A 12,401-nucleotide genomic window follows, 5' to 3' on the forward strand; every position below is an offset into this window, starting at 1 on the left:
TCCCTTTGTTATTATAAGGAATTAAAAAGACATATGCTTTACTTTTTTTGTTAATGGTGGATATATTTATTTTTTAGGATGGTACTATTAAATGGAGTATATTAAATTCGGACATGAGAAAGGATTAACGAGATGCCTTCATTTAATTTCCGTCCCCATCTAACTGTTGCAAATCGAATTTTTACGGACCGTGAAGAACATGCGACTGCATTTCACGAGGCACTATTTACATACGATTCTCAGCGAGAAAATCCAATCGTTTTGAACTATTTCGGTCTTGGAGGGATAGGGAAAACAGCATTATTGCGGAAACTGACGGAAGAATTGGTTCATTTAAATAATCATGCAATCTACACCCACATCAATTTTGAAAATACAGATCACCATCGACTTTCAAATGCATTACTTCAGATGAAAAAGGACCTTCATCAACGTTACAAAATCCCGTTTCGAAGCTTTGAATTGGCGTATTCTGTTTTTTGGAAGAAACTAAACCCTGGTTTTATTCCAAATGCTAAAGAAAGTTCTATTCCCTTTCTAGATGAAGGCAGCTTGCTTGAGAAAGTAATTTCCGAACTTGATGTGGTTCCATATTTCTCAATTGTTCCACCGCTATTGAAAAAAATCGAAGAGGCATTTACAAGTCATCCTTCATGGTCCAAAGAATCGAAAGAAATACTTAAAACGTTAGAGGAAAAATCCATTCTTGAAACAGAAGACTTATTGCTTTATTACTTCACCGAGGACATTTCACGTCATATCCATACAACGGAGCCTAGCTATCCATTTGTGATTTTCCTTGATTCGTATGAGTTATTTTCTCAATCATCACAAAGAAATCGTGGACGATCATCTTCCTCACTTGACTGGGTTCAACATTTAGTAAAAACACTTCCGAGTATCATTTGGGTCATTGGAAGTCGAGATAAAATTAGCTGGAGCGATTTATCCCCTTCGCTAAGCTCGTATCATTTAAGAGAATTGCCAAATGATGATCGATTAAGATTTCTGCAAGCATGCGGGATTGATTGTGAAGACTCGCTACGTAATATTGCTAGAACAAGTTACGGAGTACCATATTATTTAGATTTAATGGTTGATATGTATCAGAAGTCCAGCCAAAGCAAATTTGTTGTCGATCCTCTTTCTAACTCACCGCTCGAGATTTCTAGAAAATTTCTGTATTGCCTAGATTTGAACGAACGAGAAACGTTAAAAGTTTTAGCCATACCTAATTTTTGGTCACTCGATATTTACTTTAAATTGATGAAAGAATTTAATACGGGGTTCCCGATTACTGCGTGTGATCATTTAATAAAATCATCATTTATCATCGAAGAGGAAAGCGGGGTTTGGCAAATCCATCCGCTCATGAGGAAATGCCTTATCGAAGAATTAAAACAATCAAGCAACGGTTATTTCAATCGTCGCATTAACTCGTTCATGTGGAAATATTACCTTGAAAAACTTGAAAATATGACTCATCCACACCACATCGACGACTTCTTTAAAGAAGCCTCTTTTCACGGCTCTCGCTCGGAAGACCTCAATGCGTATATAGCTTGGATGATTGAGTATGTTAATCGTTATAAATCTACTAGGGATTTAATCAGTATTGGCCAAGCAATCACAGCCGCTCTCAACAGTATGTCTGATTCAGAGCAATTAGGACCGCTTCATCGTTTAGAAGGTGACATTTTGTTTTATCAAGGAAACTACCTCACTTCATTAGAATCTTACAATTCAGCGCTTCATCATTATTTTAAACTGTCGACAAACACGTCAGCGATTCTAGAAACCAAGTCGAACATGGCTGAGATTTATATTCAAATGTCCCATTACGATAAGGCGTCTAGTTTGTTAGAGGAAATCATTTCATCCGAACCTCAAGATTCCGTCGACAAAACCTATTTCACTTCCATATCGCTTTCATACATTCGACTTGGAAAGTTAAAGCTTCGTTATGAAAAAGACAACCAAGCTATCCACCTTTATAAACTCGCGCTAGTCCATTGTGAGAACGGAATAAAATTATATCCAGGTTCGACCACCCTCTATGCAAATATGGGATTGGCTTATGAAAAGTTGGGTGAGGCTTATGGCTCTGAGAAGTCATTAGCTCGGTTCAATGCTTATCTTCATTCACTTAAAGCGTATGAACAGTCGATGCAACATATAACGGATGAGAACGACTATTGGACAATCGTCAATTATGGCATGGTACATAAACGACTAGCTGAATACTATCAGGACCCTGAGCTCAAAGATGCTCATTTTATAAAAGCAATTCAGATGTATGATCAAGTACTGAAAAAATCAAGTACGTTCGTAGAATGTTTAGAGAAAAAAGGTCATGCCCTCGTCGATTATATGATTCATAAAATCGACTATGCTGACTTCGAGATGGCTGAAACGCTATTCACCCAAGCTGTAAACGTGTTTGAAACAATCGAGCAACTGTCACCTTATCGTGCCAGCTCAAGAAATCGCCACGCTTCGCTTTATACACATTTTAGTAGAGGGTTGATGAAGCAGCATAAATATGAATCTGCACTGTCTCACTTACACCAATCACTCCACCTTTACGAACAAATGTTAGAGTATACACCGGACTATATTTATTTGAACAACAGTCTACAAAGAACACATCAAACTTTAGGAGACGTTTATGATTGCTTAGGAGACACCATTCAATCGACATCGCATTACCAATTAGCCGCCACCTATACCAAATCAGCGTTGAACGAAACTTAAACGACTATCTTTAGATGCAAAAAAATAGAGCAACTTATCGAGTGGCGTTGTTGCCATACGTTAAGCTGCTCTATTTTTATTTACTCCACCCCAAACCGATAAACCGTCCTCGAATGATACAACTCACCCGGTTTCAGTTCGATCGATGTGGCGATGTCGGGATAATGCGGCGCGTCTGGAAGCGCCTGGGCTTCTAAACAGATGGCGCTATGCTTCTGCCGTTCCTCGAGCGTGACCGGTGTCTCTTCACTGAGGAAGTTCGCCGTATAGACGACCATGACCGGTTGGTTCGTCTCGACGTCGAGCACGCGTCCGCTCACCGGGTCGTGCAACCGCGCCACCCCATCCTTCAAGATGAACGGATGATCGAGCCCGCCGGCTTTTGCGATGGCTTCATCGTCTGACGTGATCGCCTCGCCGACTCGTTTCCCGTCGCGGAAGTCGAACGGTGTCTCATTCACCTTCAACAATTCTCCCGTCGGCAACGACTCATCATCGAGCCGCGCGACGTGGTCGGCCGGTAGCGTCAGCACGTGATCGTGGATCGTCGGCCGGCCACCGAGGTTGAAATAGTTGTGATGGTTCAAGTTGACCCACGTCAGTTTATCCGTATCAGCCGTCATCGTGACGACGAGTTCATTGTCGTCCGTCAGTTCATAGATGACTTTGAAGCGGACGTTCCCCGGGTAGCCTTCTTCCCCGTCCGGACTTAAGTATATGAATTGAATCGCCTGTCCGTCGACGTCCATGTCCCAATACCGGGACGTGATACCGTCCGTCCCTCCGTGGATATGATGCGGGTCCTCGCTTGGGGTCAAGGCCACGCCATCAATCTCGGCGTTACGGATTCTTCCGGCGATGCGGCCGACGACCGAGCCCAAATAGACCGGGTTCTCGAGGTATTGATCCAAGTCGCCATATTTCAAAATGACAGAGTCCATGTTACCGTCACGGTCCGGTGCCGTCAGCTCGGTCATGGCACAGCCATACTCGATCGCCGACAGCCGCATCCCGTTCTTGTTTTCAATCGTTACTTCTCTCATTGGCTCACCTACTTCGACTAGTTTACCTGTTACTTCCCGTAGTCGACGCGCCGTACTCCACTTTATCGACGTGACTCAAAAATGAGCTCATGAACGCCGTGAAGCGCTCCTGCCCCTCGACCGTCTGTTTGAACACACCCGCGTCCTCTAACCCTTTGACGAACTTGTCGACGACGGCCTGATCGACGAGCACACGAGCGTCACCTGACTTCGTCTTCAACTCCTCGGCCCACGCCTTGTGCATGTCCGCGACCTCGACGTCCTCGCCTTCGATGAAACGGACGACTTGTTCGAGCTCGGTCTTGAGTCGGGCTGGCAACACGGCAAGCCCCATCACTTCGATCAAGCCGATGTTCTCGCGCTTGATATGATGGACGTCGGCGTGCGGATGGAAGATGCCGTCCGGATGCGCCTCGCTCGTCCGGTTGTTGCGGAGGACGAGGTCGAGCTCGTAGCGGCCATCGCGGCGCCGGGCGATCGGCGTCACCGTATTGTGGCGGACGTCGCCCGTATACGGTACGATGTCACCGTCCTCGTAGTTTTGCCAGTGGCCGAGCAGTTGGTTCGCCAACATAGCGAGCTGCTCACGCTGCGTCGAACGGAGCCGGACGACCGAGAGTGGCCATTCGAGCGTCTCGATGTCGACTTGGTCGTAACGGTCCGAGCGATACGTCGCGACGACGTCGGCATCGTCCATCGCAAACCGGTAGCGGCCGGCTTGGTAATGGTCGTGCGTCAAGATCGAGCCGCCGACGATCGGCAGGTCCGCGTTCGACCCGGCGAAGTAATGCGGGAACTGACCGACGAAGTCGAGCAGACGCTCGAACGCCGATCGGTCGATGACCATGTCGCGCACTTCGTTCGACAGTAAAATTGAGTGCTCGTTGTAGTACAAGTACGGTGAATATTGGAACGACCACTCTTCCCCGCCGAGCGTGAGCGGGATGATGCGGTGGTTGGCCCGGGCCGGATGTTTCAAGTGTCCGCCGTAACCTTCGTTCTCGATCGCGAGCAACCCCGTCGGATAGTTCGTCTCTGGCGCCGGTTGCAGTCGGGCCCGCGCGATCTCGCGCGGGTCTTTCTCCGGCTTCGACAAGTTGATCGTGATGTCGAGCGTGCCGTAGCGGGTCGGTGCCTTGTACGTGATGTTGTTTGCGATCCGCTGCGTCTGGATATAGTTCGACGCCTGGCTCATCTTATAGAAGAAACTCGTCGCGGCCTCGACGTCAACTGCCCGGAGCGCGTTGAACGTGCGCGTCACCTCGGACGGTTTCGAGACGAACACGTCCATGACCTCGGCCATGAATCGGTCCTTCTCCTCTAATAAATTCTCGACGAGCCCAGACTCGACCGCGTATTCGGTCAACGTCTCGAGCAAGTTCGGGATCGAGTCGCGCGGCACGAACGTCGGCTTGTCAAAGTCGAGCTTGTTCAATCGCGCGAGCACACGGTTCCGCGAGTAGATGCGGTCTTGCTCCGTGATCAGTTCCTCGCGGATCCCCGCCTCGACGAGCGCTTCAATCGTTGCATCGATCATCGTCTCGCCCCCTCTACGTGTTTGTAGCCTTCCGGATGTGACTCGTGCCAGTTCCAGGCGTCTGTGAGAATCATATCGACCGTCGAGCGCTCTGGTGTCCAACCGAGCACGCGTTTCGCCTTGTCCGGTGACGCGATCAGCATCGCCGGGTCTCCGGCACGGCGTGTCCCCGTCTTGACCGGAATCGGGTGTCCCGTCACACGGCGGGCCGCCTCGATGATTTCGAGCACCGACAGTCCCGTCTCCGTACCGAGATTGAACACGTCGCTGTCTCCGCCTCGTTTCAAGTAGTCGAGCGCGCGCACGTGGGCATCGACGAGGTCTTGGACGTGGATGTAGTCGCGGATACATGTGCCGTCAGGCGTTGGATAATCGTCGCCGAACACGGTGATCGCCTCACGCTGCCCGTTCGCCACTTCGAGGACGAGTGGAATCAGGTGTGTCTCCGGAGTATGGTCTTCGCCGATTTCACCCGACGGATCGGCCCCGGCGACGTTGAAGTAGCGGAGTGCGACGAAACGGATGCCGAAGGCGCGGTCACACCACTTCATCATCGTCTCCATGGCGAGCTTCGTCGCCCCGTACGTGTTCGTCGGGTTCGTTTCAGCCGTCTCCCGGATCGGCATCTCGTCCTGGTCGCCGTATGTCGCGGCCGTCGAGGAGAAGACGATCCGCGCGACACCGTGTTTGCGCATCGTCTCGAGCAACACTTGTGTCCCGAAGACGTTGTTGTCGTAATACGCGAGCGGTTCCTCCATCGATTCGCCGACGAGCGAGTTGGCGGCGAAATGAAGCACTTCCGTGACGTCTTCGTTCGCGAACGTCTCGTCCATGAACGTACGGTCACGGATGTCGCCTTCATAGAAGCGGACTTGTTTCGGGACCGACTCGATATGCCCGGTCTGAAGGTTGTCGATCACGATCACGTCTTCCCCGCGTGCGAGCAAGGCGCGGACTGCATGGGAGCCGATATAACCGGCCCCGCCGACGACGAGTACACTCATTTGACTTCCTCCTCTACGAGTTCACGCGCGCCGTCCCCGACGGACGCGATATAAAATGTCGGCGCGTAGCCGATCGTTGTTTCGTATACGATCGACACGGTCTGGATGACGGTTTCTGTCGACGTCTTGTCGACGATGGCGATGGCGCAGCCACCGAAACCGGCACCGGTCATGCGGGCGCCGATGACGCCATCGCAATCTTGCGCCGCCTGGACGAGCGTGTCGAGCTCGACGCCGGTCACTTCGTAATCGTCACGAAGCGACGAGTGCGAGTCGTTCAGAAGTTGCCCGAACACGTCGAGCTTTTCGTCTTGAAGAGCGGTGAAGGCGAGCTTCGTCCGCTCGTTCTCCGAGATGGCGTGGCGGGCCCGTTTCCGGAGCGTCTCCGGGAGTTCCGATGCGACCGTCTCAAACGTCGCGACCGACAGCTGCCCGAGCGAGGCGACATCGAACCGCTCTTTTAGCAGGCCGAGTGCCGTGTCGCACTCGGTCCGGCGCTCGTTGTATTTCGAGTCAGCCAGTTCACGGCGCTTGTTCGTGTTCATGATCAAAATGTCGTAGCCGTCGAGCTTGATCGGCGCGTAGTCGTGATGGAGCGTGTCGCAATCGAGCAGGATGGCGTGGTCGGCCTTGCCCATCCCGATCGCGAACTGGTCCATGATGCCTGAGTTGACGCCGATGAAATCGTTCTCGACACGTTGTCCGAGATGGACGAGGTCGATTCGCTCGAGCCCGAGGCCGTACACGTCATTGATCATGAGCGCCGTCACGAGTTCGAGTGAGGCCGACGACGACAGTCCGGCGCCGTTCGGGATGTTGCCGGCGAGGAAGAAGTCGAATCCTCCGACGTCGTGTCCGTCTTGTCGCAGGAGCGCGACGACCCCTTTGACGTAGTTGGCCCAGTCGTGACCGGCGTCATACGTCCCGTCCGTCACCGGGAACGTGACGACACCGACGTCCTCGAAGTTGAGCGAGTAGACGCGAATGATTCCGTCCTCGCGCTTCCGGACGAGCCCGTACGTGCCGAACGTGATGGCACAGGGGAAGACGTGACCTCCGTTGTAATCCGTGTGTTCGCCGATCAAGTTGATGCGGCCCGGTGCGAAAAAGATCCGCTCAGGCCCCGCCAAAAACACGGTCTCGAACTGTTCGTTCAGGTGTGCTAAATCAAATGCAAGCATACGACTCCATCCCTTCCATCGCTCACGCCGGGTGGATGACCAGGCAGTAAGCGTCATAATCGATTTGTTGTGTCAATGTGATCCCTTGTTGCATCAAGTAGCGGCCGCTCAAACGTCTTCCTTCATATAAGTAGACGCGGTCCGGGTCGAGCCCGGCGAGTTTGAGGCGCAACTTGTTGTTACCGTAATGACGGCGGTCTGCGTTGACGAGGGCGACATAGTCCTCCCCGTCCGTATAGCCCATCGCGTGAAATCCTTCTTTCTTGAGTGAAGCGAGACGATAGCTCGTCCCGTGCTGCACGAGCGGGCGGATCGACTTGTACGTCTCGATCCAACGCTTCGACGCGGCTAGGTCTTCCTTGCTCCATTCGAGCAAGTTGCCGCCGATGCCGAGCGTGCCCTGCATCGCGCTGACGAAGCGATAGTTGAGCGGAAGCGACCGGGCGTTCAGCCAGTTCGGCGCGTCCGTCACCCAACAGCTCATCATCTTGGCGTTATAGGCGTAGGAGAACCCTTCCTGGATCTCGAGCCGGTCGAGCGCGTCGGTGTTGTCGCTCGTCCAGACCTGTTCGACGCGCGAGAGCACGCCGAGGTCGATCCGGCCGCCGCCGCCGGCACAAGACTCGAAGGCGACGTCCGGGTGTCTGTCACGGAGCGTGTCGAGAATGCGGTAGACCGCTTCCGTATGACGGAGCCATAGTTCTTTCGCGTCACCTAAATGCGGGCTGTCCGGTTCGGAGAAGGCACGGTTCATATCCCATTTGATGTAGCGGATCGCATGGTTCTCGAGCAGATCGTCCAACAGATGCGTCACGTGCGCCTCGACTTCCGGCAGCGTCAAGTTCAACACGAACTGGTTACGCGACGTCGTCGACGGGCGTCCATTCGTGTGGTAGATCCAGTCGGGATGCGACCGATAGAGCCCTGAATCCGGGTTGACCATCTCCGGCTCGACCCAGAGGCCGAACTGGAGGCCTTTGTCCTCGACGTAGCGGATGAGCGGCTCTAACCCGTTCGGGAACTTCGTCTTGTTGACGTGCCAGTCGCCGAGACCGGCCGCGTCCGAGTTCCGTTCGCCGAACCAGCCGTCGTCGACGACGAACAGCTCGCAACCGATCGCAGCGGCCTCATCGACGAGCCGTTTCTGCCCGTCCTCGCTGACGTCGAAATACGTCGCTTCCCATGAATTGTAGAGAACGGGACGCAGCGTCTCGCGCGTCCGTTCCGGCATGATGACGTCGCGCTCGAAGTCGTGCGCGTTCCGGCTCATCGCCCCGAAACCAAGTTGTGTGTAGCCGATATAGGCCGCTGGCGTCGTGAACACGTCACCTGAAGCCAGCCGTTTCGCGAAGTCGAACGTGTTGAGCCCGCCCGTCACTTGCGTGAAGCCGAACTGGTCGCGTTCGAAATGGATGGCCCAGTTGCCGGAATGGCCGAGGAAGCCGTAGATGACCTCACCGTGCTGTTCCGTCGCCGCATCGTCAAGTGCGAACCACGGGTTGCTTTGATGGCTCGTCAGTCCGCGCCGGCTCTCGATCGTCTTCTTACCTGGGAGTAACTCACCTTGTTGTAATTGGAACTCGCCGGTCCATGCCCCTGAAAAATGACTGAAGCGCAACGGGCGCTCGGTCAACCCGAGGCTGAACGACTGCGCGCTCTCGAGCGTGACGTCCGTCCCGGCTTGAACCGTCATCTTCCGTTCAATGATGTCGTACGCCGGATACACGGTGAAGTGGAGCGTGACCGTCAACTGTTGGATCGAGTCGACCAAGTCGAGCTCGAGCGTGTCGTGACCGATCCTTGCGTCTTGGAACGTGAAGGCGTGCAACCGTTCAGTCGCCGTATGGCTTTTGAGCGTCGGCTCCGTGTAGACGAGGTCGCCGAACGAGACGAACTCGTACGCGGCGACGCCTTCTGGTGTCTCGAACGACGAGTGCAATACCCGACGATCCGGTAGTTCAATGTAATCCGTTTCAAGGAGCCGATCGCCGAGGTATTGATGGACGAGCCGGCCCCGGGCGTCGACGTCGAACACGTAGGCAATCTGCTTCCCTTCGATGACAAACCGGTTGTCGAAGCGATAGATCATGCCCCCACCTCCCGTTTCAACATAATGACGTCGAGCGGTTTGAGCTCGAGTGTCCCAGAGACCGCGTCCCCGTCGAGCGTCTGCCACTCGTCACCGATCTCGACCGTCGACGTGACGTCCGTCGAATGGTTCATATAGAAGCGGATGACGTGACCGTCGCCGTGACGATCGACTTTTTCGACGTCGTCCGGAAGACGCGTTGCGTCGATGCCGGCTCGCGTGAGCGCCTCATTGTAGATCACATCAAGCATCGTATCGTCGACCGATGAGCCGATGTACGTCACGTCGCCTTTATACGTGTGGCGCGTGACGGCGGCCGTCCCTTTGTAGAACGCCTGCTCATACGTCGCGAGCACGTCGGCACCTTTTGGCGTGATCAAGTCACACCAAATGTTCGCCTCAGACACATAGTCGCCTAGGCGAACCTGGTTCGACTGGACGGCCTGCAGGCTCTCATACTCGTCGATCTCGATGCCGGCGTATGTCGCGAACTTGCCCGGGAGCGTGTCTGCGTGACAGCGGTTGATTGGGTCTTTGACGCCGGTCCGGTACGTGAAGATGACGTGGCCGCCGTTCTCGATGTAGTCGATGAGCGATTTGTCGAACGTGTCATTGCCGAAGAAATAAAGCGGCACGACGACGAGTTTATACTTGTCGAGCGCGTCACCCGGGAAGACGATGTCCGTGTTGGCGCCTTGGCGCACGGCCGCGCCGTAGAAGCGAACGAACTCTTGCTTGAAGTTGAACGCATCCGAATGAGGCTGGTGCGCCCACGCCCATAAGTTCTCTTGGTCGTAATAGACGGCGACGTCGGCCTTATATTCGGCTGCGTTGATCATGTCGCCGTGCGTCGAAAGTTCTTTCATGACGCCTTGCACTTCATCGAATTTACGTTTCGGCTTGCCGTCGTGGTCGATGATGCCGTGGCAGAACTCCTCGGTACCGAAGTGCGCGGCCCGGAAACGGAAGTAGACGATCGCCTCGGCGCCGCGGGCGACGGCTTGGTGCGTCCAGAGACGGATGTGGCCCGGTCGTGGCAAGTAGCCGATCCGGCTCCAGCCTTGGGCGCCACTCAGCTGCTCCATCACCCAGAAGCCTTTGCCTTGTTTCGACGAGCGGCACAGATCGTGGTCGTGCGCCGTCTTCTCGAACCGGTTCGGCTCCGGTAGCCCGCCCCAGACCGGATAGTTGTCAAACGAGACGTAGTCGAGGTCTTGGGCCATCTGTTGCTGGTTGATCGCCATGTCGCTATAGACGAGGTTGTGCGTGATGAACGCATCGTCATGGATGAGCGGACGGAGCGTGTCGACTTGGAGCTTGTTGAACGAGCGGTACGCGTCCGAGCAGAAGCGGTCGAAGTCGACGAGGAGCGACGGGTTGTGCTCTTGGAACACGGTGCGAGGGACCGGAATCTGGCTCCATGCCGAGTATGTATGGCTCCAGAAGACGGTCCCCCAGGCCGCGTTCAACGCGTCGAGCGTCTCGTAGCGGTCTTGTAGCCATGCTTGGAACGCGATTTGGTCGACGTCGCCGTACGAGCGGTCCGATTTCTCGTGGCCGTACTCGTTGTCGGTCTGCCAGCCGATGACGCGCGGATGCTTGCCGTAGCGCTCGGCCATCTTGCGGGTGATGCGCTCGCAGTACTCGCGGTACACCGGGCTGTTGACCGTGTAGTGGCGCCGGGCCCCGAAACTGATGCGGACCCCGTCAGCCGTCACCGGCAAGATGTCCGGATATTTCTCGATCAGCCAGGCGGGCGGTGTCGCCGTCGGCGTGCCGAGGATGATGTCGAAGTCCTGACCGAACTTGGCGACGACCTCGTCCCAAAACGCGAAGTCGAACTCGCCGTCAGCCGGTTCCATCATCGTCCACGCGAACTCGGCCATCCGGATCACGTTGACACCTAACTCTTTCATCAAGCGGACGTCCGTGTCCCACAAGGCACGGTCCGTCTGTTCTGGGTAATAGTCTACTCCTACATACATGTTAGTCACCTCAATCGATTATTTGACCGCTCCCGAAGTCATCCCTTTTTGTAAGAAGCGTTGGAAGAAGATATAGAACACCATCGTCGGCAAGCTGATCAAGACGAGCGAGGCGTATAGTTTACCCGGGTCCCCGCCGAGCGCTTCCGTGAAGAACGTCGGCGCGAGCGTCACCGTCTGCTTGGCCGGGTCCGTCATGAACGTGAGCACCATCAAGTACTCGTTCCACGAGTTGAGGAACGCGTAGATCGTCGCTGTCGCGAGCGCCGGTTTGGCGAGCGGCATCATGATCTTATAGAAGATTTGGAACGTCGACGCCCCGTCGATATGGGCCGCTTCCATCAATTCGTTCGGCAGCTCGTCGAAGTAGCTCTTGATGAGCATGAGTCCGAACGGGAGGAAGAACGCCACCTCAGCGCCGATGAGCCCCCAATAACTGTTCAGCCCGTCGAGCGTCCGTAGCGTGAAGAAGAGCGGGATGATGAGCGAGGCGACCGGCAGCATGAGCCCGGCCAAGACGAGGTTGAACAGCAAGCGTTTCCCGGCGAACTCGAGCTTCGAGAAGCCGAACGCCGCGAAGGCGAGAAACGAGATCGAGATGATGATCATGAAGAAGGCGACGATGAAGCTGTTGAAGACGAACTGGGGAAAGTTCGGGTTCTGTAACGTCGCGATATAGTTACTGAAGCCGTTGACCCGTAAACTCTCTTTGAACATGACGAAGATCGGGAACAACCATATGACCGCCATGAGCGACAGGCCGACATTGGTGAGCCATCTTCCTTTTTTCGTTTGAATTTCCATGGGT

At 54.3% G+C, this 12,401-nt stretch carries 8 protein-coding genes; 1 reads left to right on the forward strand and 7 read right to left on the reverse strand.

What is annotated here, in order from left to right; translation table 11 throughout:
- Positions 1 to 132: 132 nt before the first annotated feature.
- The gene (locus EVJ21_RS06480; protein WP_131490146.1) at positions 133 to 2,754 is read left to right on the forward strand and encodes a hypothetical protein; all 2,622 of its coding nucleotides are present in this window, start codon (positions 133 to 135) and stop codon (positions 2,752 to 2,754) included.
- Positions 2,755 to 2,834: 80 nt separating this feature from the next.
- On the opposite strand, the gene EVJ21_RS06485 is transcribed toward EVJ21_RS06480, so the two are convergent.
- The 7 genes from EVJ21_RS06485 to EVJ21_RS06515 are packed head-to-tail and all read right to left on the reverse strand — an operon-like array spanning position 2,835 to position 12,397.
- Positions 2,835 to 3,797: an aldose epimerase family protein gene (locus EVJ21_RS06485; protein ID WP_131490147.1), complete on the reverse strand. Its 963-nt coding sequence runs from the start codon at positions 3,795 to 3,797 to the stop codon at positions 2,835 to 2,837.
- 22 nt (positions 3,798 to 3,819) lie between these two features.
- The gene (locus EVJ21_RS06490; RefSeq protein WP_131490148.1) at positions 3,820 to 5,334 is read right to left on the reverse strand and encodes a UDP-glucose--hexose-1-phosphate uridylyltransferase; all 1,515 of its coding nucleotides are present in this window, start codon (positions 5,332 to 5,334) and stop codon (positions 3,820 to 3,822) included.
- On the reverse strand, positions 5,331 to 6,338 hold the full coding sequence (gene galE, locus EVJ21_RS06495; protein WP_131490149.1) for a UDP-glucose 4-epimerase GalE: 1,008 nt from the start codon (positions 6,336 to 6,338) through the stop codon (positions 5,331 to 5,333). Before galE ends, EVJ21_RS06490 begins: the two co-directional genes overlap by 4 nt.
- Entirely contained in the window at positions 6,335 to 7,519 is a 1,185-nt protein-coding gene (locus tag EVJ21_RS06500) for a galactokinase (protein WP_131490150.1), read from the reverse strand. Before EVJ21_RS06500 ends, galE begins: the two co-directional genes overlap by 4 nt.
- Before the next feature lie 22 nt (positions 7,520 to 7,541).
- Positions 7,542 to 9,608: an alpha-galactosidase gene (locus tag EVJ21_RS06505; protein ID WP_131490151.1), complete on the reverse strand. Its 2,067-nt coding sequence runs from the start codon at positions 9,606 to 9,608 to the stop codon at positions 7,542 to 7,544.
- Positions 9,605 to 11,593, reverse strand: coding sequence for a beta-galactosidase (locus EVJ21_RS06510; protein WP_131490152.1), 1,989 nt, complete (start codon positions 11,591 to 11,593; stop codon positions 9,605 to 9,607). The genes EVJ21_RS06505 and EVJ21_RS06510 overlap by 4 nt, the downstream gene beginning before the upstream one ends.
- Before the next feature lie 18 nt (positions 11,594 to 11,611).
- Entirely contained in the window at positions 11,612 to 12,397 is a 786-nt protein-coding gene (locus EVJ21_RS06515; RefSeq protein WP_131490153.1) for a carbohydrate ABC transporter permease, read from the reverse strand.
- Between the last annotated feature and the right edge of the window lie 4 nt (positions 12,398 to 12,401).

Origin of the sequence: Exiguobacterium sp. SH0S2 (assembly GCF_004337185.1) — a bacterium.
Classification (GTDB): domain Bacteria; phylum Bacillota; class Bacilli; order Exiguobacteriales; family Exiguobacteriaceae; genus Exiguobacterium; species Exiguobacterium aurantiacum_A.

Bases quoted from the DNA above. Each gene is read 5' to 3' on its own strand.
- EVJ21_RS06480 (WP_131490146.1), top strand. From the start codon at position 133: ATGCCTTCATTTAATTTCCGTCCCCATCTAACTGTTGCAAATCGAATT.
- EVJ21_RS06485 (WP_131490147.1), bottom strand. From the start codon at position 3,797: ATGAGAGAAGTAACGATTGAAAACAAGAACGGGATGCGGCTGTCGGCG.
- EVJ21_RS06490 (WP_131490148.1), bottom strand. From the start codon at position 5,334: ATGATCGATGCAACGATTGAAGCGCTCGTCGAGGCGGGGATCCGCGAG.
- galE (WP_131490149.1), bottom strand. From the start codon at position 6,338: ATGAGTGTACTCGTCGTCGGCGGGGCCGGTTATATCGGCTCCCATGCA.
- EVJ21_RS06500 (WP_131490150.1), bottom strand. From the start codon at position 7,519: ATGCTTGCATTTGATTTAGCACACCTGAACGAACAGTTCGAGACCGTG.
- EVJ21_RS06505 (WP_131490151.1), bottom strand. From the start codon at position 9,608: ATGATCTATCGCTTCGACAACCGGTTTGTCATCGAAGGGAAGCAGATT.
- EVJ21_RS06510 (WP_131490152.1), bottom strand. From the start codon at position 11,593: ATGTATGTAGGAGTAGACTATTACCCAGAACAGACGGACCGTGCCTTG.
- EVJ21_RS06515 (WP_131490153.1), bottom strand. From the start codon at position 12,397: ATGGAAATTCAAACGAAAAAAGGAAGATGGCTCACCAATGTCGGCCTG.